The organism is Tateyamaria omphalii (assembly GCF_019802125.1).
Classification (GTDB): Bacteria; Pseudomonadota; Alphaproteobacteria; order Rhodobacterales; family Rhodobacteraceae; genus Tateyamaria; species Tateyamaria omphalii_B.
The window spans coordinates 171,933-194,510 of sequence record NZ_JAHVHT010000003.1 but is presented as its reverse complement, the minus strand read 5'-3'; the positions used below and the strand labels follow the sequence as shown (position 1 = coordinate 194,510).

The window sequence follows — 22,578 nt, the reverse complement described above, 5'->3', positions numbered from 1 at the left end:
TTGGTTCCAAATTGCTGGTTTGGCCGTGTCAGTGGCTGTGGGTGTGAATGCGGTCAATGCGCCACCCCCGCTGCCACGCTTTCGTCGATGAAGCGGCCTTCGCCGAAGCGGTTGAGGCCGAACTCATCCGTCAGCGGTGACCGGCCCTTGGCCATGAGTTCGGCCATCGCCCAGCCCGAGCCCGGGATCGCCTTGAACCCACCGGTGCCCCAGCCGCAATTGATAAAGACCCCATCAACGGGAGTTTTCGAAAGGATCGGCGAGCGGTCCCCGGTCACGTCCACGATCCCGCCCCATTGGCGCAGCATCTTGAGCCGCGAGATCATCGGGAAGGTTTCGATCAGGGCGCGCACCGTTTCCTCTATGTGGTGGAAGGAACCGCGCTGCGTGTAGTTGTTGTAGCCGTCCGTGCCGCCGCCGATGACCATCTCGCCCTTGTCGGACTGGCTCATGTAGCCGTGGACCGTGTTGGCCATGACCACCACGTCCATGCAGGGTTTGATCGGCTCGGACACGAGCGCCTGGAGCGCCACGGATTCGATGGGCAAACGGAAGCCCGCCATGTCGGCCAGATGGCCGGAGTGGCCCGCCACCACGATGCCGAGCTTGTCGCAGTCGATGGTCCCTTTGGACGTGTCGACGCCGACGACCTTGTCGCCGTCGCGGCGAATGGCAGTGACCTCGCACTTCTGGATCACGTCCATGCCCATGTCAGAGCACGCACGCGCGTAGCCCCACGCCACCGCATCGTGACGGGCGGTGCCGCCCCGCGCTTGCCACAGGCCGCCGAGAACCGGGTAGCGTGGCCCCTCGAGACGGATGATCGGCACCAGTTCCTTGACCTTTTCGGGGCCGATGAACTCGGTCTGTACCCCTTGCAGCGCATTGGCGTGGGCGGTGCGCTGGTAGCCGCGGACCTCGTGATGGGTCTGGGCCAGCATGATGACGCCGCGGGGGCTGAACATGACGTTGTAGTTCAGGTCCTGGCTCATCGTCTCATAAAGGCTGCGCGCCTTTTCGTAGATCGCGGCCGAGGGGTCCTGCAGATAGTTCGAGCGGATGATCGTCGTGTTGCGGCCTGTGTTGCCGCCGCCGAGCCAACCCTTTTCAAGAATGGCGACGTTGGTGATGCCGAAATTCTTGCCCAGATAATAGGCCGTCGCGAGCCCGTGACCGCCCGCGCCCACGATAATGACATCATACTTTTTCTTGGGCTCGGGCGCGCGCCACGCCCGTTCCCAGCCGGTGTGGTAGCGGGCAGCCTCTCGGGCGATGGCGAAGGCGGAATATCGTTTCATGGGCAGCCGTCCAGAACCTTGGAATCGCGATGCGGATTTCTGATGTTTTAATCGCCTTTGCGTTCAGGAAAAGGGGCCGCGCCCGCGTCGCTTTTTGACGGATTTGCGACACCTGTCCCCGTGCTGCGACATCAGGGGCCGGACATGGCCCCTTTTGCGTGGGGCGTGCAGGGGTTACATGACGTGAAGGCTTGGATGTGAGGCGCATGAATTTCTGGATTGTCACGGCCCTTTTGACCCTTGCGGTGCTGGCAACACTGGCCCGTGCGATGTTGCGCGGATCGGTCGGTGACCGCCCGCCTGCGGCGTATGATCTGGATGTGTACCGGGATCAGTTGCGCGAGGTCGATCGCGATCTGGCGCGTGGCGTGGTGTCCGAGGCCGATGCCGACCGCGTGCGCACCGAAGTGTCGCGGCGCATTCTGGCCGCAGATGCGGCACTGCAAAAGCAGGAACAGAAACTGGACGGCTCGGGCGGGTATGTATCGCTGGCCGTTACGATCGGCGCGGTCGTTGTCGGATCCTATTTCATCTACAATGAGCTTGGCGCACCCGGCTACGGCGACTTGGCACTCGCCGACCGGATCGAGGCGGCGCAGATCTTGCGCGAAGAACGCCCCAGCCAGGAAACGGCAGAAGCCAGCGTCGTTGATCAATCCGCCCCGGTAAACGAGAACCCGGACTACGTGGCTTTGGTCGAGCGACTGAGGCAAGCCATCACGACCCGCCCCAACGACGTCGAAGGTCATGAATTGTTGAGCCGCGCCGAAGGGCGGTTGGGCAACTTTGCCGCCGCCCATGCAGCCAAGGCAACCGTGATCCAGTTGAAAGGACCGGAAGCGACGGCCACCGACTTTTCCGAGTATGCCGACCTTCTGATCCTTGCAGCGGGCGGATATGTGTCGCCGGAGGCTGAAGATGTGCTTGAGCGGACGCTGTCGATGGACCCAACCGATGGCCCGGCGCGCTATTACTACGGGCTGATGAATTCCCAGACCGGTCGCCCGGACACCGCGCTGCGCATCTGGGACCAGTTGCTGCGCGAAGGACCGGCGGATGCGCCATGGATCGGACCAGTTTCGGCCCAGATCGAAGACATCGCAATGCGTGCTGGCGTGAACTATGCGATACCCGCGATTGGTACGGGCCGCGGGCCGAGCGCTGACCAGATCGAAGCGGCGCAGGATCTGAGCCCGGCAGAACGTATGGAGATGATCCAGGGTATGGTGTCCGGCCTGTCTGACCGGCTGGCGACCGAGGGCGGACCTGTCGAGGATTGGGCGCAGCTGATTTCGGCCCTGGGTGTGCTCGGCCAGATGGATCAGGCGCGCGCCATTCTGATCAACGCGCGAGACGTATTTGGCGACGACCCGCGTGCGGCCGACATTCTGAGCGAAGTGGCCGACCGCGTGGGCCTCGAATGATCACGGACGATGCGGATGTGTTTCTGGCGGCCCTGCCCCCGATGCAGGCGCTGATGGGCCTTGATCTTGGGGACAAGACAATCGGCGTGTCCGTGTCGGACACCTTCTGGTCCGTGGCGACACCGCTGGAGACGGTGCGCCGCAAGAAATTCGGTGTCGATGCCGCACGGTTGCAAGACATCATCAAAGAACGGCGTGTCGGTGGCCTGGTCCTTGGTCTGCCCCGCAACATGGATGGGACCGAGGGTCCACGCTGCCAGTCCACGCGCGCCTTTGCCCGCAATTTCGAGCGGTTGTGGGATGGCCCCATCACGTTCTGGGATGAGCGGCTGAGCACGGTGGCTGCCGAAAAAGCACTGCTCGAGGCGGATACGACACGTAAACGTCGCGCAGAGGTCATTGATCACGTGGCCGCTGGCTATATCTTGCAAGGGCTGCTGGACAGGCTGGCAGCCATGAAGAGGCAGGCATGACCGACGTTCCCCGTTCAGTGGTCTGGAAGCGCAGTGAGATCGAAAGTCCGTGCGTCCAGATTTGCGTGATCCATCCCGAGACCCGGCTGTGTACCGGCTGTGCCCGCTCCATCGACGAGATCGGCGGCTGGAGCCGGATGAGCCCGGAGGAACGGCGGACAATCATGGCAGACTTGCCCAACCGCGAGGCCGCACCCAAGGGGCGGCGCGGTGGCCGCGCGGCCCGTTTGAAACGCTAGCGCGGCATCAGGGCGCGCTCAGCCACAAGCCCGCCTTTGCAAATTCAGGTCTGAAAAATGCGATCATGCGTCCGTCGGTATCGGCGCCGTCCCACGGTTGCGTTCCGTGCAGGGCGAAGCGGTGGATCAGAAAGGACTGACCGGGGCGTGCGCGGATCGGCACGGGCGCGCAGCGTTCAAATACCGTTCGCCGCGCTGCGTGGTAGGCTTCGGTCACATCGACTTGGCCTGGATCATTGTCGCCGATTGCGCCGGCTAGCGCGGCTTGCATGATCCGGTGGCTGCCCGGCCAGATGACCGTCGGCGATGCGCTGACGTCGTTCAGGGGTAGTCCGAGAATGTAGGCATGAAATTCGCGCGGAAACCTGCGACGCGCGGGCCCTTCGGGCAGCAGACCGTCGACATGGGCGGCCATGCGCGTCTGGCGGAACCGGTGATTGGCATCGCTTTGGTCGGGGTCGCGGACGGGATAACCCGGGTAGACAATCGAGACTTGTGCGGCGTGCAGAGGCAGATCGGGCACGTGGGGTTGCCACGGACCGGCGAGCGGAACGCCCGCAACGCCGCCCCATGTGTCATTTGGCAAGACATCGACGCCCACAAACCATGTGCGACCGTGACGGAGGTTAGCACTCTGAACCTTTGGATCCGCGGCGAGACCCTCAGCCGTTTTCCGCGCGGCCTCGGCCCAGCGCATCGTGCGCGGATCGTGGTCGAACACCACAAATCCGTCGCGGGCCATCATCCCAAAACGACCTTGCGCAGCATATTGAGCGCCACGAGGATGAGAAACACCGCAAAGACCCGTTTCAACGGACCGGGATCCATCGCATGAGCAAGCTTGACCCCCCAGGGCGCTGTGATCAAGGTCATCGCGATGATGATCCCGAATGCGATCAGGTTGACCGCACCGATGGTCAGCGGCGGTACCGGTCCTTCGATCCCGACCAGCAGAAAGCCGATGACCGACGGGACCGCGATAAGGACGCCAAAGCCTGCCGCAGTTGCGACAGCGCGGTGGATCGGCACGGAAAACAGGCTCATCAACGGCACACCGAAGCTGCCGCCACCAATGCCCATAAGGACAGACAGAAACCCCATGGCAGGCGACAGCGCAGCACGCCCCACACCCTCAGGCATCGATGGGCCAACCCGCCAGCTTGCGCGGCCCAACCCCATGTAGAGCCCGACGATCAACGCAAGAATGCCAAAGATGGCCTGTAGTGTCGTTGAGCGCAGTTGCGCGACCAGAACCATGCCGAGCACGGCACCGACCACGATGCCCGGCGCCCATCCTTTCAGAATGTCCCAGTCGACCGCGCCTTTCTTGTTGTGGCTCATCACCGAGCGCACGGATGTCACGATGATGGTGGCGAGAGACGTGGCAAGGCACATCTGCATCAGGTCCGGCCCGTCGTAACCAAGTGTCTGAAACGCATAGAAGAATGCGGGCACCAGAACAATGCCGCCCCCCACACCGAGCAATCCCGCCAATACGCCGGCGAAGGCGCCGATGCCTGCAAGAACCAGCGACATCTGGATGAGTAGAATTGTGTCCGGCATCTGGGGCTCCACGCAGTGTCGCGCGGTGCTACACCGCTTTGGCTTCGGGGGCCAGTGCGGTCACATGGGCGAGGGCTGCTTCGACCAGTTCCGGCCCTGCCCCGTCGCGCGTGGCACCTTCGCTCAGAACACGCCGCCATGCACGGGCGCCTGGGCGCCCTGCAAACAGCCCCAACATATGCCGCGTGATCTGGTGCAATCGCCCGCCCGCGGTCAGATGCGCATCGATATAGGGCAGCATGTCAGCCACGGCAGTTTCTGCGGTGGTGTCTTCCCCTTGGCCAAAGATGCGGCGATCAGCCTGCGTCAGAATGTCTGCCGGTTGATGATATGCCACGCGTCCGATCATCACCCCGTCAAGCCCGCTCGCCAGAAGCGCCTCGGCCTGATCGAGGGAGGTGATCCCACCATTGATCGAAATGTGCAGGTTTGGAAACAGACCCTTCATCCGCTGCACGAGATCGTAGTCCAGCGGGGGGATGTCGCGATTTTCCTTTGGGCTCAGCCCCTTGAGCCACGCCTTGCGTGCGTGAATTGTCACCCGCTCGCATCCTGCCGCCACAATGCGAGCCAGAAACTCTGGCAGCACGTCTTCCGGTTCCTGATCGTCCACCCCAATGCGACACTTTACTGTCACGGGAACATCCACGGCCGCGCGCATCTCGGCAACACAGGCAGCAACGGTCGCAGGCTGGCGCATCAGAACAGCCCCAAAGGTGCCCGACTGCACCCGGTCCGAGGGGCATCCGCAATTCAGGTTGATCTCGTCATACCCGGCCGCGGCCCCCAGGCGCGCAGCCTGCGCAAGTTCAACCGGATCGGATCCGCCGAGTTGAAGGGCAACCGGATGCTCGGCCTCATCGTGTTCCAAGAGGTGCAGGGCACCACCTCGCACAAGCGCGGGCGCCGTCACCATCTCGGTGTAGAGTAGCGTTTGTCTGCTCAGGCAACGATGCAGGTAGCGGCAGTGACGGTCGGTCCAGTCCATCATGGGGGCGACGGACAGCCGTGCATTCCGCGACAGGTTGTTCGGTTTGCCACTCATGGCGCTATCATCTCACTGCCGGAAAAACCAAAGCATAGCGATAGGGCAAAAACGTCCCCCGGACAATAGGCGGCAGGTAAGGCGAAAACCAGCAAACTCCGGCACATCGACGCGTATTTCACCCTTGCAAGCATTCAAATTGTCCATCCCGATCAGCACGGACACCTTTGCGACGGCATTCTGACAAGAGACAGGCACCGGGCCGTCTGGCCCGTCTCCCAGTATTCCAAAAGGACACAACATATGTCTCATTTCGATCCAGATGCTCTGCAACACAAACCGGGCATGGCACTCGAGGATTTTTTCAAAGCTGGCCCTGCACCCGCCGTCTTGATCGAGATTGCGCGCGACGGGCTTTCGATACGCAACGCCTTGGGAACGGTCGAACGCGATGGAACCGAACCCGCCACCGCCGACCATCAGTTCGAGGTCGGCTCGCAAACCAAAATGATGACGTCCGTGATCATCCAACAACTGGTCGGTGAAGGGTCCATCGAATTTGACACCCCGCTCGCCGCGCAACTGGATCTGACAGGATTGGAAGACATTCCCAACATCCACGAGGTCACGGTCCGAGAGCTGCTGTCCAACCGATCAGGTATCCCGGATTTCGACAGTATCCCTGGACAAACCGGGCTGCCTGCCTTCATCGAAAAGCTCATGACGTACCCGGATCAACCGCTGGGCCCGGACGAACTTCTTGCGCTGACATCAGGACAGGACGCCTCTTTCGCACCCGGAGAGGCATATGAATACTCGAACACGAATTTCATCCTGCTGCAGAAGCTGATCGAGCAGGTCACAGGTGACAGTTTCAGCCAAGTGCTTTCCGATCGCATTTTCTCGGTCGCTGGCATGAAAGACAGCTCGCTGAAGTCAGATGGCGTGATCGAAAACGGACTGCATTCATACGCCGAACTTGTTCCGGGTGAGTTTATTGACGTCACCCATGCGCCACTTGACCTTGGGGCAGAAGGCGGCGTGGTATCGACGACATCCGATATGATCCGCTTCTTTGATGCACTTCTGGTGTCGCGCACGTTGCTGTCGCCCGATCAGATGGAAGACATGCTGGACTTCCGAACCCCGGATGGAGCGCCTAGCCAGGACGGTGAAAGCCTGGGCTTGTCGTCCGGCACGATCTTTGGGCAACAATTCATCGGCTTTCAGGGCGGAACCCTAGGGACAAAAACCGCCACCTTCCTTCATGTTGAATCGGGCACCATTTTTTCAATCGCCGCCACACACTCAAATGCAGAGCCCACTGCCCTGTTGGTTGATGCCTTTACAGCGATCTATAGCGATGAGGCCTGGGCGTCTTTCGATCCGTCCGACGACAGCTTTACAATTGCGGGTACCGCAGCCGACATCGTGTTGAGCGAAACAGCGGATGTACTTGGGCAGACCGAAACAGTGCTTGAACTGGGCGGTGCACGCCTAACTTTCGATGGAGCAGTGGACGCACTTGATACCGGCAGGTTCACCTTTGCAGACAAATCGACCCTGTGGATCGGCGAAGAAGGTCGCGACTTTTTTGACGTGCTGCGCCACGCACCGAATGCAGCACATGCCGACAATCAGTTGATCGGGCTGGATGGCAACGATCACCTGCGCGGCGGGTACGGCAACGACATGATGCGTGGCGACGCCGGAAACGATCACATCCGTGGGCGAGGTGGTGATGACACGATCAAGGGTGGCTTGGGAAACGACTTTTTGAATGGTGGTCATGGCGACGATAGCCTGCAAGGCGACGCCGGGCGGGATCACCTTCGTGGGGACAGCGGCGATGACACCCTTTCGGGTGGTGCTGGAAACGACATGTTGCACGGTGGCGATGGCAACGATGTCCTGCAAGGCGGCGCTGGGTCAGACTTCCTGTGGGGAGGCGGCGGAGGCGACAGATTTGTTTTCCAAACGAAGGGCGGCCACGACCGGGTTTTCGGATTTGATACCGCCGAGGACATCCTGGATTTCTCGGACACCGGGCTGCGCTTTGGGGACCTGCAGATCGAAACCTATGGCAGGTTGACCAAAATCTACTTTGGCGAGTCCGAGATCTCGGTTTTCGCAACTGATGGCGCACCATTGACAGAGGACTGCTTTATCTTCTGAAACGACCCAAGCGCGCCCGCAAGTTCAAGCGGGCGCGTCTTTTCCCAATTTGATAACGTGTCACTATTCCATGGACCCAAACCACTTTCACTTCGATCTGGAAAACCTGCGCGTTGCCGCGGCAACGGGCTTGCTTGTTCTGTCTGCATTCTGCGCACATCTTCTGCTGCTTCCGGATCGGCACCGCCGCGTTCGACTGCCCCTCGCTCTGTTTTTCCTGGCCACCGCCTTGGAGATGCTGGCCATCCCGGTGGCGCTGGCGTTTCCCGTTCAACAGGGCATCATGATCGCTTTTGCGTTCGAGTTGGCGGAGGTGCCGCTGACCATGTGCAAGCCGTTCCTGCTCTGGCTCTATGTAAGCCGCCTGACCCATGATCCCACGCAGGAAGCGCAGACGCCCAATTGGGCCTGGCATGGCTTGCCCATTGGTTTTGCCACAGTACTGTATTTCTACATTCTGCTTTTGCCGGCATCCCAAAAGGCTGGGTTGCACCCGGAGGCGACTGACCTCAATGGCTTGCAAACTGCAGCAATTCTTGGGCTCTATGCGGCGACAGTCATCTTCTTTGTCCTGTTGCCCATCTACGCCATTCTGATCCTGCAGCGGCTGAGCAAATATCGCAGTCGCCTGAAGGATCTCTTTGCAAGTACCGAAAACCGGGAACTTGCGTGGGCGTGGTGGCTGGCAGCGCTGGTTATCGTATTCTGGTGCTTCAACGTTATCACACTTGCCGTGTCACTCGTGAAACCGGGCCTTCCCGGATTTGCCATATTCGACACATTTCTGGCTGCAATCGTGATCAACTACGTCCTGATGTGGAGCATCGCGCTTTGGGGCACGCGCCAGCGTCCGGGCATTGAACCTCCGGCGACGGGATTGCCAACAGGGGAGCAGAACGGGCTGCCAATGCGCAAATACGGCAAGTCCGGTCTCAGCGATGACCGGCTTGATCGGATCGCGGGTAAAATCGAAGCGCTGATGCGGGATGAGCGACTGTTTCTCGAACCGGACCTGTCACTGTGGGATCTGGCCAATCGGATTGGAGTGACAACCCACTATGCGTCACAGGCGTTGAATGAAAAGATCGGAGTGCGCTTTTTCGACTATGTGAACCGTTGGCGCATCCACGATGCCACCGACCGGTTGCGCGACACCGACGCCACGATCCTCGAAATCACGTATGACGTTGGCTTCAATTCCCGGTCTTCGTTCTACACCGCGTTCAAGCGCGAGCTTGGCATGACGCCCTCGCAATATCGAAAAGGCGCGTAAGCATGCCGCGTTAGGCTTTTCGTGCAGCTTTCAGTGCTTCGGTCAGGACAGCACGGTCGCCGATGTGATTGGCCAGGATGAGGATCAGGCGGGCGTTGAATGCATCGCTTTCATCCTTGGTCAACGGCTGATGCGCGGCCAGCAGTTCGTCGTAGAAACCATCGGGGTCAGAAATGTTCGGGTCGAGATTCAGCGTCATGCGTGTTGCCCCTTTCCCAAGGCAATCCGAAGGGCAATCGTGATGTCGTCGTGCGTGGCGACAGGCCAGCGTGCCGCGACGTGCTGATCCGGGCGGATGAGATAGACGGCTGAGGCGGCTCTGCCCAGGTATCTGGCCCGCAGTGCACCCGATGGATCATCCCTGTCACTTGAAAGCGTGAGAACCGCAACAGGAATGCCGTCGATTTCCGAAACGGACGGGGCATCTGCGTCAATGGACAGGATCGTGAAACCACCCTTCAGTTCATCCAGCAAGAAACCTTGTCCCAATGGTGCATCCACGCAGGGTGCGCCGACCCGCGTCATGTCAGGCCCGTCCAACCGATCCGGGCCGTTTAGCGAGAGGCCATCATAAGTGCAGGGCACCGAAAGTCGCCCCGAATTGACCATCGGCCTGGCAAAACTGTGTGTCTTCGCCAGATCGAGTATCGCATTGCGGAAGATTTTGCTGATCTCGCTTTTCGGTGTCAGGAAATCCGTGGCACGGGTTGAATTCAGGATGTTCTCGTCTGCGCCATAAGCGCGCTCTTCGGAATAGCTGTCGAGCAGGGTTTCAGGCGCGAGGTTGCGCAGCACCAGATCCAGTTTCCAAGCGAGGTTGTCCGCGTCCTGCACACCGGAGTTTGCACCACGTGCCCCGAATGGTGATACCTGATGTGCGCTGTCCCCGGCAAAGATCACGCGGTCGTGCCGGAACTTGTTCATTCGTCTGCACTGGAAGGTGTAGATCGACGTCCACTCCAGCTCGTATTCCGCACCCTCGCCCAGCATCGCATCGACGCGGGCGCGGATGTTTTCCTCTTTCAACTCCTTCTCGCGGTCGATGTCCCAGCCAAGCTGGAAGTCGATGCGCCAGATGTCATCGGGTTGCTTATGCAGAAGCGCCGATTGGCCCGCATCCTTGAACGGCGGTTCGAACCAGAACCACCGTTCGGTGGGGAAGTCTGCCGTCATCTTGACGTCTGCGATCAGGAAGTTGTCCTCGAACACCCGGCCATCAAAGCTGAGCCCCATCATATCGCGGATCGGAGACCGGGCACCGTCGCACGCGATCAACCAATCTGCTTCGATCTGGTAAGGACCGTCGGGCGTATCCACATCCAGCAGAACATGGTCACGGTGCTGTTCCATGGCAGTGACGGCGTTGCGCCCACGGATTTCAATCGGCGCGCCGTCGGCTTGTGCGGCGCGGATCTCATCCACCAGGAATTTCTCGAAGTAGGGTTGTTGCAGGTTGACGAACGCCGGGCAGCGATGTCCGTCTTCGGGCTGCAGGTTGAACTGGAAGACGCGGTCGTCGCCATGGAAGACCTTGCCCACATTCCAGACCACGCCCTTGTCGATCATGCGCTGACCCGCGCCCAACCGATTGGCAATCTCAAGGGTTCGCTTGGCAAAGCAGATGGCACGACTGCCCTGCCCCACCCCCTCATGGTCATCGAGCACCAGAACAGGCGTCCCTTTGCGTCCAAGGTCGAGCGCAAGCGCCATGCCAATGGGACCGCCGCCAACAATGACAACCGGGTGCCGTTGCGCTGGCATCGTTTGTGCCGAAACTGGTGCGTATGGATAAAGTTGGAAGGCTATGTCGTAGCGCACATCGACCATAATCTACCCCTGCAGAGCTTCCCACATCTCGATGTCACGCTTGTCCGTCCAGATGCGCGGATGGGCGATACCGCGTGCCTCGTCATAGGCGCGGGCGACGTTGAAGGGCAGGCAGTGCTCGTAGATGGCGTAGTCGCTGAACTTTGGGTCACATTCCGCGCGCACGGCGTCCCACGCCTCTTTCAGCGATCCGTTCCGCGCTGCGACCCGCGCGGCCGGGCGGTATGTGCTGTCGACAAAGTCGCGCGTGCTTTCGATGGCTTTGTTCACCATCTCTGATCCGACCAGCGCGTCGCCGCGTCCAGGGGCAATGGCATCGACATCGTATGCCCTGATCGCGTCCAGGGTTCCGCCCCAATCGCCGAAGTAGCCGTCGCCGCAATAGCAGGCGGAGTGATATTCAACGATGTCGCCGGTGAACATCACGTTCTGATCCGGCACATGGATGACGGCATCCCCGGCCGTATGGGCGCGGCCCAGGTGCTTGATGTCCACCCGACGGTTGCCAAGGTAGACAGTCATTGCATCAGAAAAGGTCGTGGTAGGCCAGGTCAGGCCGGGTATGCTCTCGTGCCCTTCGAACAGCCGGGGAAAGCGCTGAAATTCGCTGTCCCAATCCTCCTGCCCGCGCTCAGCCACCATGCCGCGCGCCATGTCCGACATGATGATCTGGTCGGCACCGTAGGCGGAAGCGCCCAGAACACGCACGGCGTGGTAGTGGGTCAGAACGAGATGCGTGATCGGCTTGTCCGTCACGGTGCGTACTTTTTCGATCACCTTTTCGGCCAGACGCGGGGTCGCCTGCGCCTCGACGATCATCACGCTGTCATCCCCGATGATGACGCCGGAGTTGGGATCGCCCTCGGCGGTAAAGGCCCACAGCCCCTCGCCAATCTCGTAAAAGGTGATGGTCTTTTCCGTCATGTCCGCCTGGGACGCGAAAGCCTTGGCCATGGGTGTATCCTTGTCTGGCGTGCGGCCTGCGCCCGCCGTGTCGTTCGTCTTTCGAAATCGGGTATCAGTTGCTTTTGTAACTAACAACGCGGAACCATACGCGGCTCACGCGATCCGGATCGTCCCGTCGGCGATCCAGCCGTCAAAGATCTGAAGCGCCGCGTCGGCAAAGACCTGATCGTTGATGTGGCAATCAAGCTCGGTGAACTGAAGTGGATCGGTCATTTGAGTGCGCATCTCATCGCAAAAGTCGGCAAAGGCTTCCGGGTCATGCGCCGCGCCACCGGGGCGGTCCCATTCCTCGATCCCTTGATTGGGCAACAGAACATGGACGGGCGCATCAGACTGTTTCAGCCGGTTCGCCATCTCTCGTGCTGTCTCGCGCCGTTCGTCCCCGTTGTAGCCCGAGCATTTTACCAGCCTGTTGTGCACATGAAACGGTCGATCCTGGAAGCGGTCGGGAATGTCCTGCCACCCTGCGAAGTCGATCAGGTCAAGGCATCCGGGCGCCACGATCTGCGGGATACCCGCCCGCCCTGCATTCAGCATCCGGTCAGTGCCCGCGTTCACGACGGAGCCGGCGAGCAGGTTGCCCAGCTCTGACAGCGCAAAATCCATGACGCACACAAAACCGCCCTCGCGGGCGATGCTTTCATAAGCCATGCCGCCCATCCCGGTCGCGTGAAAGATCGCGACTTCGAAACCCCGCTCTTCCAGCGCGGGCTTGAGGGCTTTCATATAGGTCAGGCAAGAAGACCCGAGCGATGTCATCCCGACAAGCGGACGGGACAGGTTGGGTGGCTCGACCGCACGCGCAGCTCCAAGAACCGCGCCCGCCGCTTGAGACAAGGAGGCCTTGCAGACCGAGTTCAGCCCGTAGAGGCCGCCGGCCCAAAGGATCATCTGGATGTCGGCTGACAAGCGTTGCGGTTCGATCAGGGGCGAAAAGGATACGGTCGATACGACATATTTCGGCACGCCGAGCGGCAGCGCCTGACAGATGTCAAGCGCGGCATCGGTCCCCATCGTTCCGCCAAGGATGACGATCCCGTCAAAACGCTCTTCACGAAACAGGCGCTGCGCGAGGACGCTCGCCCCCTTGGCCATGATCTGCATGGCCGTGTTTTCGTCTTCGCTGTCGATGGCGGCCCGAATGGAACTGCCCGCAGCCTCGGCAACGTCGTGTTTCGAGATATCCGTCGGATGTTCGGGATCCCCGAGCACCGATATGTCCATGGTCAGCGCTCCACCACCCTGCGCCCGGATACGCTCGACCATATAGGCCAGTTCGTCATTCTTGGTGTCGTAGGTTCCAACAACCAGGATCGTTTTGTCGGCCAATGGTGCCCTCCACTATGCCAGCGAGGGCAACCAGAGCACGATTGCCGGGAAGGCCACAAGAAGAGCGATGGTGATTGCGTCGGCAATGAAAAAGGGCGTGACCCCTTTGAACACATCCTGAACGGTCAGGTCGTCTCGAACGCCGGCCACAACAAAGCAGTTGAGCCCGATAGGTGGGGTGATCAAACAGAACTCTGCCATCTTGACCACGAGTATCCCGAACCAGATGGCACACATGGGTCCCGACATGCCGAAGGTGCTGTCCTCTGCACTCACGAACTCGCCGCCGTTCAGGGCCATGACTGCGGGATAGACGACCGGGAGCGTCAACAACAGCATTCCGATGGCGTCCATGAACATGCCGAGCACGGCATAAGCGAGCAGGATGCAGATCAGGATCAGCATGGGCGATACGGTCAGCGAGGTGATCCAGTCGCTGAAAGCGCCCGGCAGGTCTGCGAAGCCGAGAAAGCGGACGTAGATCAGCACGCCCCAGATGATGGTGAAAATCATCACCGTCAGCTTGGCCGTTTCGATGAGCGCATCCTTCAACTCGGACAAGCGCATCCCACGATAGAGCGCCATGAGGAAGACGATGAACGCCCCGACAGCGCCGCCCTCGGTCGGTGTGCCCCAGGCGTCGCCAAAGGGGTTGTAGACGAAGAAAATGATGATCACGACGACGGCCACGATGGGCAGCGCAGGTGGCAAGGCAGTGAGTCGTTCGCGCCATGTGAACCCGGACACAGGCGGGCCAACCGTCTTGAAGATGACGGCGATGCCGATGATCAGGACAGCATAGATGAAGGCGGAGAACGCGCCGGGGATGAACCCGGCCAGCAGCAGTTTGCCCACGTCCTGTTCCACGATGATGGCGTAGATCACGAGGATCGCCGATGGCGGGATCAGGGACGCGAGCGTGCCGCCAGCGGCGACGACGCCTGCTGCAAACTGTTTGTTGTACCCGATCTTGAGCATTTCCGGGATGGCGATACGGGCGAAGACCGCCGCCGTGGCGACGGACGCGCCAGACACTGCGGCAAAGCCAGCAGTGGAGAAGACCGTGGACACGGCAAGCCCACCCGGCACCCACGCGATCCATTTCTTGGCCGCATCAAACAGTGCTGTGGTCAACTTGGCGTAATAGGCAAGATAGCCAATGAGAATGAAGGTCGGGATCAGGCTCAGCGCGTGGGCCGAGACTTTGGAATGGGGCACCTGCCCCGCAATCTTGACGCTGATCTCGACCGCCTTGCCCAGCCGATCCGGCGCATAGTCGAACCCGTTCCAGCGCAACCATACAAGACCTATGAACCCAGCGAGCCCTGCTGCGAATGCAACGCGCATGCCCAGGAACACAAGGCACAGCATGCCGCCCGTGGTCCACAGGCCAATCGTGATCGGATCCATCAGTCGGCCCCTTCCAGCGCTTCAGCTTCGGCCTTGGCCTGTGCGGCCACGCTTTGGATCAGCGGCACGGCGACGGGACGTTCGAGGTTCAGCCAAAAGGCTCGGGCATAGCCAACAGATTGCAAAGCCAGCCGCGCGCAGAGCACCGCAAACGCGATGGGCACAAGCAGCTTCGAGGGCCAGATCGGCAGCGAAACGTCGATGGAGCTGTCCCGGCTGCACAGAGGCCGCGCACAGTCAAAAGATCGGTCGAAATGGGACCATGATCCCCAGACCAAAGCGATCATAAGAACAAGGATCAGAAAAACCATCGTCAGTTCGACCAACCAAAGCACCCGCCCGCGCATCGCACCGACAATGATGTCCATGCGGATGTGACTGCCGCTGCGCTGCACATAGGAGACACCCATAATCGCGATCAGCGGCATCAAAGCTTCGATATAGTCGACATAGCCAAGCAGCGGTTTTTCGAAGAATTCGCGCGCCGACACCGAGTAGGCGGCCAGAAACATCAGGGAAAAGGCGGCGATACCGCTCAACAGCGCCATGACGCGCTCAACGGGCAGCAGAGCCCTGTCCAAGCGGCTCAATAGGCTGGAATCCTCCAGCACTGTGGATGCACCTGCCATGCCTGCCCCTTTTCTTTGTATCAGGACGTGCGGTGCGACTGAAACGAGAGCCGCACCGCACCCCTAGGTCAGCTGCCGCCCTTGGCGTCGGCCAGTGTGTCTACGACCAGGTCATAGAGTTCCTGACCGGGAAGGCCCTGCGCTTCCATATCGGCAATCCACGCATCGCGTGCAGGCTCCGCCGCCTTGGCGCGGAACTCTTCGATCACGTCGGGCGCAATCTCGACCTTCTGCACACCCTTTTCTTCCAAAACGCTGTCCCAGCGTTCGAGCAGTTCGGCATAGTTGGCCAGGTAGTGGTCAATCGCCTCGGGAATGGAACTGTCGAGGGCGGCCTTGTGATCATCCGACAGGCTGTCATAGGCGTCGATGTTGACGACCACCGGGCAGTTCACGGTGCCGGGGTTCAGGTTGGCCGTCCACCAGTCCGCCTGGTTGATCGTGCCGAAGGACAGGTGGGCGTGCTGGGCGAATGCGACCGTGTCGACAACGCCGGACTCCATCGCTTGATAGGCTTCCGTCGCCGTGACTGACGTGGGCACACCACCGACGCTTTCGAAGGCTTTGCCCAGACCACCGGTCGCGCGCACACGCATACCGTCGAAGTCGGACAGCGTGGTTTTGGGCTCACCCGTACCCACAAGATTGTATTGCGGCATGGGCGACGTCATCAGCAGCCTTGCGTTCCACTGCTCCATCTCTTCCACCGCGGCAGGGTGTTGGTAGACGGCCGAAGCGACGGCCACTTCCTGCTCGAGATTTTCAACACCCAGGAATGGCAGTTCCAGAACGGTAATCACGCGGTTCTTGTCGCGGTGATAGCCCGCACAGAATTGCGCCATCTCGAAAGCGCCGATGGAGATGCCGTCGAGGTTTTCGCGGTTCTTGGACAAGCCACCATAGCTGATGTTCATGGTGAACTCGCCACCTGTCTTTTCAGACACCAGCTCGGCCAGCTTTTCGATATGTTCGGTAAAGGCGCGACGCTTGCCCCACACGGACACATTCCACTCTGTAGCGGCAGCTTCGAGCGCGAATGTGCAGGAAATGGCGGCGGCGATACCGCCGACTGCGATCTTGTTCATGATATCTCTCCCTTGATGCGGGACGTGTCGGCCCGCTTGCTCAGGAAGCTAGCGTGGCGATGCCACGCTGCCAAGAGGGGTGCGGGCGAAGTATCCATCTTGGGCGCCGACAGTTCGCCACGCGCCGTTTTTGTCTAGGATGCCCTACAACCATCGTCGCATTTATTTCCTTCTGTGACACGTTGCGTATTATCACCGTGAGAGAGGGAGGAGGCTCGCCAGCTTTTTGGCGGGAAGTGCCGTGCGTGCGCCTCCGATCATACGGATACACGACCGGGAGGAACCATGTCGGACACCAAAACCCACGCGCCAAACGCAGAGCTGGCCGCCAATGCCCATGTGGATGCGGCAAAATACGAAGAAATGTATGCGGCCTCGATCGCTGACCCGGCGGCCTTTTGGGACAGCCAGGGCAAGCGCGTTGACTGGATGAAACCCTATAGCCAGGTCAAGGACGTCTCCTACGATTTCGGGAATGTGTCGATAAACTGGTACAACGACGGCACCTTGAACGTCTCGGCCAACTGCATCGATAGGCATCTCGCCACGCGCGGGGATCAGACGGCCATCATCTGGGAACCGGACAGCCCGGAGGATGAGGCAAAGCACATCACCTATCATGAATTGCACGCAGAAACGTGCAAGATGGCCAACGTGCTCAAGGGGCTGGGCGTGGGCAAGGGCGACCGGGTTGTCATCTACCTGCCCATGATCCCCGAAGCGGCCTACGCCATGCTGGCCTGCGCGCGGATTGGGGCCATCCACTCCATCGTGTTTGCCGGCTTCTCGCCCGATGCGCTGGCTGCGCGTGTGTCAGGTTGCGATGCGAAGGTGGTGATCACAGCCGACGGAGCGCCACGCGGGGGCCGCGTGACAAACCTCAAGGACAACGTGAACCAGGCGCTGATCAACGTGATCGACGACACCAAATGCCTGGTCGTCAAGCGCACCGGCCAGCAGATCGCCTGGCGCAACGGGCTGGACCACTGGCTGCATGAGGAAGCTGAAAAGGTTGATGCCGATTGCCCACCGGAGGAGATGGGGGCCGAAGATCCGCTGTTCATCCTCTATACGTCCGGCTCCACGGGTCAGCCAAAGGGCGTTGTACATACCACTGGCGGATACCTTGTCTATGCCGCACTCACCCATGAAATCACGTTCGACTACAAGGACGGCGACATCTATTGGTGCACCGCTGACGTGGGATGGGTCACGGGGCACAGTTATATCGTGTATGGCCCACTTGCGAATGGCGCCACGACGCTGATGTTCGAAGGGGTGCCGACATATCCAGACGCCTCCCGCTTCTGGCAAGTCTGTGAAAAGCACAAGGTGGCACAGTTTTACACCGCCCCGACGGCCATTCGCGCGTTGATGGGACAAGGCAATGACTACGTGACCAAATGCGACCTGAGCAGCATCAAGGTGCTGGGTACGGTCGGTGAACCGATCAACCCCGAAGCCTGGAACTGGTACAACGAGGTTGTGGGCGGCGGACGTTGCCCGATTGTCGACACTTGGTGGCAGACCGAGACTGGCGGTCACTTGATGACCCCCCTGCCCGGCGCGCATGCAACGAAACCGGGTGCCGCGATGAAGCCGTTCTTCGGCATCAAGCCCCTTGTTCTGGACCCGACCAGCGGCGATGTCATCGAGGGCAACGGCGTTGAAGGGGTATTGGTCATCGCCGACAGCTGGCCTGGGCAGATGCGCACCGTATGGGGCGATCACGAGCGGTTCGAGAAAACCTATTTCTCGGACTACAAGGGCTACTATTTCACCGGGGATGGCTGCCGCCGGGACGAGGACGGCGACTATTGGATCACCGGGCGGGTAGATGACGTCATCAACGTGTCGGGTCACCGGATGGGGACGGCAGAAGTGGAAAGCGCGCTGGTTGCGCACGCCAAGGTGGCGGAGGCGGCCGTGGTTGGTTACCCGCACGATATCAAAGGACAAGGCATCTACTGCTATGTCACCCTGATGAACGGCCAGGAACCAAGCGAAGAACTGCGCAAGGAGTTGCGAACCTGGGTCCGCAGCGAAATCGGGCCCATCGCCTCGCCCGACCTGATCCAATGGGCGCCGGGCCTTCCAAAGACGCGCTCAGGCAAGATCATGCGCCGCATCCTGCGCAAGATTGCCGAGGACGATTTCGGCGCTTTGGGCGACACATCAACGCTCGCGGACCCGTCGGTGGTAGAAGATCTGATCGAAAACCGAATGAACAAGAGCTGACGAACAAGGGCCCCGGATGGGGCCCTTCGCATCTTGGAGCGCAAGTGCCGTCTATTCAGCGCGATCATGCGATCGCTGTCTTCCGTGTCGTAAGACAGCAGTGCCATCATCGGCGTGATGGATCGGTTCGTCGTCAGAACACTCCTCTGTTTTGATGAGGTTCCTGCGCGATTGCTGCCGGGCGTTGGGCCACGGAAAAGAACGCTGCTTTGAATTGCGCCACCTCCTCACTTGCAAATCGCGCCAAACAACTTGCAGACCACGCGACCAAGCTGGCAACATTCAGAGAGTTCTCGCACAATCAAACCATGGCAGCAGCGCAAGAGACCTACTACAAGATCGCGCGGACGACCCTACAGTTGTGCGGTCTGCTTCACGTCGATCCTGCGAATGTCATGCGGCGCATGCGCTTTCCGCCAGACTTTCTGGAGAATGAGGGGCGTGGCGTGAATGCCGCGGACTACTTTGCGGGCTGGAACGCCATTCTGGCCGAGGCAAGTCGCGACGATACACCGCTTTTCCTGGGGCAAGCCTACGCACGCGGCCCATTCAATCCGGCCTTTTTCGCGTTCACATGCAGCCCCAGTGTGGCCGTGGGGCTGGAACGGTTGTCGTTGTTCAAACCTATCACCGGCCCGCTCTCTCTGGGTCTCAAGCGCACATCAACGCAGGCGCTGGAAATCACCAAAACCTCGAACGTGCCAAGCCTGCCGCTGCCATCAACCTTTGGCGCAACCGAACTCGTGTTCCTGACCGAAGCCGTTCGCGGATGCACAGGCCGTCACGTTGTTCCTGATGCCGCCCAATTGCCTGAGCGATTGCCGTGCCACGACGGACTTGAAGAGTTTCTGGAAGTGCGGATCGAGACCGGCGCCTGCACATCTCTCACGTTTTCGCCGGAAGACGCGGACCGCAAGCTCCTCTCAGCCGATCCTGCGCAATGGGCGCAGCTGGAACCCGGTTTCAAACGCCAAATGCGTCTGCAAATCGAAGAGCAGGCAATGGCGGCCCGCTTACGTGCAACCTTGGCCGAGATGCTCCCCGCTGGTGAGGCCACAGTCGATGCCGCCGCCCGTCGCATGCGACTGAGTACACGCAGCCTGCAACGGCACCTGAAGGACGAGGGCACGCGATTTCAAACGGTTCTGGACAGCACACGCGCCGACCTTGCAAGAGAATACCTGACCTCTACCGACCTGAACGTCGCCGAGATCAGTTATCTCCTGGCTTACCGTGACCCCAACTCATTCTATCGCGCATTCGGCACCTGGACAGGCCAGACCCCGCAAGCCGTTCGAGAAGGTGCAGCACCTATGCCTGCCCGGTGACATCATGGCGATAGACCCAATCCTGTCGCGCATGAATGATGTCTGGAAAAAGGCGTGCCCCAATGGCCATCGGGCCGTAGAAGCCGAGACGCCCCAATGCGGACGCCTTGTGAAACATTCGGGCATTTGAAGCTGAGCCTGCCTGAATGCGCGCGGTGCGTTCGATACGTTGATCGAAGTATCCGCCAAGTGCCTGTTCGACATCCTCGGCACCATCGAGAACGGTCGCGAGTGTCCAGGCATCTTCCAACGCCTGCACCGCCCCCTGCGCCATCGACGGCAACATGGGATGTGCCGCATCACCAAGCAAAGCAACGCGCCCGTCGTGCCACCGCGGCAGCGGCGCACGATCAAAGAGAGCCCATCGGTTCAGGACTGGTGCACGTTCGATCAGGCCGACGATAATCGGGTCCCAACCGGAGAACGCGGCAAGGGCGTCATCGCGATTGCCCTCGATCCGCCATCCCTCGGGTGCTGGTTCATCCTGTTCGACCATTCCAACGAAATTGGCCATTGTTCCGGCCCGCAGCCGCGTTGTGACAGCATGACGCTTGTTCCCGGCCCAGACGCAGGCCGTGGGCGGCGGCGGGGCGGCGAGCTCTTCCAACGGGACCACCGCCCGCCAGGCAACGTTGCCAGTATAGTGCGGTGATTGTGGCCCCAGCATCTGCCGACGGATCACCGAGTGCAGCCCATCAGCCCCAACGACCAGATCGGCGCTGTACGTATCTCCATTTTCAAGATGCACTTCGCCGGATGGTTCGTAAGCGGAAACCGCCCGCCCCGTCTGAACTGCATCGGGGGCCAACTCCGCCAACCTTGCCGCCAGAGCATCGACCAGATCCGCCCGATGCACATGCAGGTAGGGCGCACCCCATCTTTTCTTTGCGTAGCCCTTCATCGGCAGGTGAAACACCTGCCGGCCGGATACGCCAAGCCGCATCTCGATGGCTTCAGGCTCGAATACAGTGGCGCGCAGATGTGCCGCAACGCCCAGCGCGTCGATCACCCGCCACCCGTTCGGGGAAATCTGCAGACCCGCGCCCACTTCGGTCAACGCCGACGCTTGTTCGAACACTTCGACCTGCCAGCCGCGCAGACGCAAGGCGATGGCAGCCGACAGACCGCCGATACCACCACCGACAATGAGCACTTTCATCTAAGGTCTCCATCCCGGCGCAGGGTCTCTATGCGCGCCGCGTCGTAGCCGATTTCCGACAACAGGGCATCAGCATCGGCACCGGGTGCCGTTGGGGGTGCTGTGTCACGCGGCACCGACCGGCTGAACCGGGGGGCCGGAGCCGCCTGCCAGACATTGCCGGGTGCGACATAGGTCTCGCGCGACACAAGGTGCGCATCTTCTCTTGCTTCGGACATCGACAGGACGGGGGCCACGCACGCATCGGTGCCGGAAAAGACATCGGCCCAAGCGTCGCGCGGGCGGCTGGCAAAAATCTCTGCGAAAGTTGCGGCTGTCTGGTCCCACTGCGCGCGATCATTTTGATCCGGCAGCGTCGCAGGGTCCAGCCCCAGCCCTTTGATGAGAAGCGCGTAAAACTGCGGTTCAAGCGCTGCAACCGCAATGTCGCGGCCGTCTGCACATCGGTAGCACCGGTAGAAAGGCGCACCGCCATCCAGCCAATTCGTTCCGGGCTGATCGGTCCAGAAACCGCTTGCCATGAAACCGTGTAACAGGCCCATCATGGCAGGAACCCCGTCAACCATCGCAGCGTCGACAACCTGCCCCTTTCCGGTGCGGCCACGCGCGATCACCGCGGACAGAACGCCAAAGACAAGAAACATGCTGCCGCCGCCATAGTCAGCTATCAGGTTGAGCGGCGGCCTCGGCGGCGCGTCCGCCGTTGCAAGCAGGCTGAGCACGCCCGTTCGCGCAAGATAGGTCAGATCATGCCCGGCCGTCTGGGCCAGCGGTCCCTCTTGGCCCCACCCTGTCATCCGGCCGTAAATCAGGGTGTCGGGCAGATCTGCGGGTCCCAGGCCAAGCCGCTCCATCACGCCCGGACGGAACCCCTCGATCAGGATATCGGCGCGCGCAATCAGTTCGCGGGCAACAGCCAGACCGGTTGGCGACTTCAGGTTCAACGCGATGGACCGCTTGCCACGTCGATTGACATCATGTGGGTCCTGCGACGCAGAGGCTCGGTCAATGACGACGACCTCGGCGCCCATGTCAGACAGCAATTGCCCTGCCAGAGGCGCAGGTCCAAGACCTGCGAACTCGACCACTTTCAAACCATCAAGGGGCCCCGACATGATGTGCTCTTTTGCCTTGCAGTGGTGTCTATTTCTGGCGGGCACATCATCACGTCGCGGCA

General features: G+C 60.7%; 20 protein-coding genes. 7 read left to right on the top strand and 13 right to left on the bottom strand.

Annotated features, from left to right (window positions below; translation table 11 throughout):
- Window positions 1-53: 53 nt before the first annotated feature.
- Window positions 54-1,298: a sarcosine oxidase subunit beta family protein gene (locus KUV51_RS13365; RefSeq protein WP_222522140.1), complete on the bottom strand. Its 1,245-nt coding sequence runs from the start codon at window positions 1,296-1,298 to the stop codon at window positions 54-56.
- Window positions 1,299-1,504: 206 nt separating this feature from the next.
- Between KUV51_RS13365 and ccmI the strand changes: the two genes are divergently transcribed.
- Genes ccmI through KUV51_RS13350 form a run of 3 tightly spaced genes read left to right on the top strand, consistent with a single transcriptional unit; the run spans window position 1,505 to window position 3,434 of the window.
- A complete protein-coding gene (ccmI, locus tag KUV51_RS13360) occupies window positions 1,505-2,722 on the top strand; it encodes a c-type cytochrome biogenesis protein CcmI (RefSeq protein WP_222522139.1) in 1,218 nt (405 codons plus the stop codon).
- Entirely contained in the window at window positions 2,719-3,195 is a 477-nt protein-coding gene (gene ruvX, locus KUV51_RS13355) for a Holliday junction resolvase RuvX (RefSeq protein WP_222522138.1), read from the top strand. The genes ccmI and ruvX overlap by 4 nt, the downstream gene beginning before the upstream one ends.
- Window positions 3,192-3,434, top strand: coding sequence for a DUF1289 domain-containing protein (locus KUV51_RS13350; RefSeq protein ID WP_222522137.1), 243 nt, complete (start codon window positions 3,192-3,194; stop codon window positions 3,432-3,434). The genes ruvX and KUV51_RS13350 overlap by 4 nt, the downstream gene beginning before the upstream one ends.
- Before the next feature lie 7 nt (window positions 3,435-3,441).
- Here the strand turns inward: KUV51_RS13350 and KUV51_RS13345 are convergent, their stop codons facing one another.
- Genes KUV51_RS13345 through dusA form a run of 3 tightly spaced genes read right to left on the bottom strand, consistent with a single transcriptional unit; the run spans window position 3,442 to window position 6,042 of the window.
- Window positions 3,442-4,179, bottom strand: coding sequence for a hypothetical protein (locus KUV51_RS13345; RefSeq protein WP_222522136.1), 738 nt, complete (start codon window positions 4,177-4,179; stop codon window positions 3,442-3,444).
- The gene (locus KUV51_RS13340) at window positions 4,176-4,997 is read right to left on the bottom strand and encodes a sulfite exporter TauE/SafE family protein (RefSeq protein ID WP_222522135.1); all 822 of its coding nucleotides are present in this window, start codon (window positions 4,995-4,997) and stop codon (window positions 4,176-4,178) included. The genes KUV51_RS13345 and KUV51_RS13340 overlap by 4 nt, the downstream gene beginning before the upstream one ends.
- A 28-nt stretch (window positions 4,998-5,025) precedes the next feature.
- Window positions 5,026-6,042: a tRNA dihydrouridine(20/20a) synthase DusA gene (dusA, locus tag KUV51_RS13335; protein ID WP_222522134.1), complete on the bottom strand. Its 1,017-nt coding sequence runs from the start codon at window positions 6,040-6,042 to the stop codon at window positions 5,026-5,028.
- A gap of 243 nt (window positions 6,043-6,285) precedes the next feature.
- Between dusA and KUV51_RS13330 the strand changes: the two genes are divergently transcribed.
- Together KUV51_RS13330 and KUV51_RS13325 are read left to right on the top strand one after the other, a co-directional pair.
- A complete protein-coding gene (locus tag KUV51_RS13330; protein WP_222522133.1) occupies window positions 6,286-8,157 on the top strand; it encodes a serine hydrolase in 1,872 nt (623 codons plus the stop codon).
- A 70-nt stretch (window positions 8,158-8,227) separates the two neighbouring features.
- Window positions 8,228-9,430, top strand: coding sequence for a helix-turn-helix transcriptional regulator (locus tag KUV51_RS13325; protein WP_222522132.1), 1,203 nt, complete (start codon window positions 8,228-8,230; stop codon window positions 9,428-9,430).
- Window positions 9,431-9,440: 10 nt separating this feature from the next.
- Here the strand turns inward: KUV51_RS13325 and KUV51_RS13320 are convergent, their stop codons facing one another.
- The 7 genes from KUV51_RS13320 to KUV51_RS13290 form a co-directional block, all read right to left on the bottom strand.
- Entirely contained in the window at window positions 9,441-9,629 is a 189-nt protein-coding gene (locus KUV51_RS13320; RefSeq protein ID WP_222522131.1) for a DUF2783 domain-containing protein, read from the bottom strand.
- Window positions 9,626-11,257 carry an FAD-dependent oxidoreductase gene (locus tag KUV51_RS13315; RefSeq protein ID WP_222522130.1) on the bottom strand — a complete coding sequence of 544 codons (1,632 nt, stop codon included), beginning with the start codon at window positions 11,255-11,257 and terminating at the stop codon, window positions 9,626-9,628. The genes KUV51_RS13320 and KUV51_RS13315 overlap by 4 nt, the downstream gene beginning before the upstream one ends.
- A 3-nt stretch (window positions 11,258-11,260) precedes the next feature.
- Window positions 11,261-12,211: an MBL fold metallo-hydrolase gene (locus tag KUV51_RS13310; RefSeq protein ID WP_222522129.1), complete on the bottom strand. Its 951-nt coding sequence runs from the start codon at window positions 12,209-12,211 to the stop codon at window positions 11,261-11,263.
- 105 nt (window positions 12,212-12,316) lie between these two features.
- Window positions 12,317-13,552 carry a Tm-1-like ATP-binding domain-containing protein gene (locus KUV51_RS13305; protein ID WP_222522128.1) on the bottom strand — a complete coding sequence of 412 codons (1,236 nt, stop codon included), beginning with the start codon at window positions 13,550-13,552 and terminating at the stop codon, window positions 12,317-12,319.
- A gap of 12 nt (window positions 13,553-13,564) precedes the next feature.
- Entirely contained in the window at window positions 13,565-14,962 is a 1,398-nt protein-coding gene (locus KUV51_RS13300) for a TRAP transporter large permease (RefSeq protein WP_222522127.1), read from the bottom strand.
- On the bottom strand, window positions 14,962-15,591 hold the full coding sequence (locus KUV51_RS13295; protein ID WP_222522126.1) for a TRAP transporter small permease subunit: 630 nt from the start codon (window positions 15,589-15,591) through the stop codon (window positions 14,962-14,964). The genes KUV51_RS13300 and KUV51_RS13295 overlap by 1 nt, the downstream gene beginning before the upstream one ends.
- Window positions 15,592-15,659: 68 nt before the next feature.
- On the bottom strand, window positions 15,660-16,676 hold the full coding sequence (locus tag KUV51_RS13290) for a C4-dicarboxylate TRAP transporter substrate-binding protein (RefSeq protein ID WP_222522125.1): 1,017 nt from the start codon (window positions 16,674-16,676) through the stop codon (window positions 15,660-15,662).
- A 285-nt stretch (window positions 16,677-16,961) separates the two neighbouring features.
- On the opposite strand from KUV51_RS13290, the gene acs reads away from it, so the two are divergent.
- Both acs and KUV51_RS13280 read left to right on the top strand, forming a co-directional pair.
- A complete protein-coding gene (acs, locus tag KUV51_RS13285; protein WP_222522124.1) occupies window positions 16,962-18,914 on the top strand; it encodes an acetate--CoA ligase in 1,953 nt (650 codons plus the stop codon).
- A gap of 308 nt (window positions 18,915-19,222) precedes the next feature.
- Entirely contained in the window at window positions 19,223-20,242 is a 1,020-nt protein-coding gene (locus KUV51_RS13280) for an AraC family transcriptional regulator (protein WP_222522123.1), read from the top strand.
- Here the strand turns inward: KUV51_RS13280 and KUV51_RS13275 are convergent.
- Entirely contained in the window at window positions 20,226-21,401 is a 1,176-nt protein-coding gene (locus KUV51_RS13275) for an FAD-dependent monooxygenase (RefSeq protein WP_222522122.1), read from the bottom strand. The two genes, KUV51_RS13280 and KUV51_RS13275, sit on opposite strands and share 17 nt — an antisense overlap.
- Window positions 21,398-22,516 (bottom strand): CaiB/BaiF CoA transferase family protein, encoded by a 1,119-nt coding sequence (locus KUV51_RS13270; protein WP_222522121.1) that lies wholly within the window; start codon window positions 22,514-22,516, stop codon window positions 21,398-21,400. Before KUV51_RS13270 ends, KUV51_RS13275 begins: the two co-directional genes overlap by 4 nt.
- Window positions 22,517-22,578 lie beyond the last annotated feature (62 nt).

What these genes read in the sequence shown, in the direction of transcription:
- dusA (WP_222522134.1), bottom strand. Translation starts at nt 6,042, where the DNA reads ATGAGTGGCAAACCGAACAACCTGTCGCGGAATGCACGGCTGTCCGTC.
- ccmI (WP_222522139.1), top strand. Translation starts at nt 1,505, where the DNA reads ATGAATTTCTGGATTGTCACGGCCCTTTTGACCCTTGCGGTGCTGGCA.
- KUV51_RS13315 (WP_222522130.1), bottom strand. Translation starts at nt 11,257, where the DNA reads ATGGTCGATGTGCGCTACGACATAGCCTTCCAACTTTATCCATACGCA.
- KUV51_RS13295 (WP_222522126.1), bottom strand. Translation starts at nt 15,591, where the DNA reads ATGGCAGGTGCATCCACAGTGCTGGAGGATTCCAGCCTATTGAGCCGC.
- KUV51_RS13280 (WP_222522123.1), top strand. Translation starts at nt 19,223, where the DNA reads ATGGCAGCAGCGCAAGAGACCTACTACAAGATCGCGCGGACGACCCTA.
- KUV51_RS13275 (WP_222522122.1), bottom strand. Translation starts at nt 21,401, where the DNA reads ATGAAAGTGCTCATTGTCGGTGGTGGTATCGGCGGTCTGTCGGCTGCC.
- KUV51_RS13300 (WP_222522127.1), bottom strand. Translation starts at nt 14,962, where the DNA reads ATGGATCCGATCACGATTGGCCTGTGGACCACGGGCGGCATGCTGTGC.
- KUV51_RS13350 (WP_222522137.1), top strand. Translation starts at nt 3,192, where the DNA reads ATGACCGACGTTCCCCGTTCAGTGGTCTGGAAGCGCAGTGAGATCGAA.
- KUV51_RS13310 (WP_222522129.1), bottom strand. Translation starts at nt 12,211, where the DNA reads ATGGCCAAGGCTTTCGCGTCCCAGGCGGACATGACGGAAAAGACCATC.
- KUV51_RS13340 (WP_222522135.1), bottom strand. Translation starts at nt 4,997, where the DNA reads ATGCCGGACACAATTCTACTCATCCAGATGTCGCTGGTTCTTGCAGGC.
- KUV51_RS13345 (WP_222522136.1), bottom strand. Translation starts at nt 4,179, where the DNA reads ATGATGGCCCGCGACGGATTTGTGGTGTTCGACCACGATCCGCGCACG.
- ruvX (WP_222522138.1), top strand. Translation starts at nt 2,719, where the DNA reads ATGATCACGGACGATGCGGATGTGTTTCTGGCGGCCCTGCCCCCGATG.
- KUV51_RS13325 (WP_222522132.1), top strand. Translation starts at nt 8,228, where the DNA reads ATGGACCCAAACCACTTTCACTTCGATCTGGAAAACCTGCGCGTTGCC.
- KUV51_RS13365 (WP_222522140.1), bottom strand. Translation starts at nt 1,298, where the DNA reads ATGAAACGATATTCCGCCTTCGCCATCGCCCGAGAGGCTGCCCGCTAC.
- KUV51_RS13330 (WP_222522133.1), top strand. Translation starts at nt 6,286, where the DNA reads ATGTCTCATTTCGATCCAGATGCTCTGCAACACAAACCGGGCATGGCA.
- acs (WP_222522124.1), top strand. Translation starts at nt 16,962, where the DNA reads ATGTCGGACACCAAAACCCACGCGCCAAACGCAGAGCTGGCCGCCAAT.
- KUV51_RS13290 (WP_222522125.1), bottom strand. Translation starts at nt 16,676, where the DNA reads ATGAACAAGATCGCAGTCGGCGGTATCGCCGCCGCCATTTCCTGCACA.
- KUV51_RS13320 (WP_222522131.1), bottom strand. Translation starts at nt 9,629, where the DNA reads ATGACGCTGAATCTCGACCCGAACATTTCTGACCCCGATGGTTTCTAC.
- KUV51_RS13270 (WP_222522121.1), bottom strand. Translation starts at nt 22,516, where the DNA reads ATGTCGGGGCCCCTTGATGGTTTGAAAGTGGTCGAGTTCGCAGGTCTT.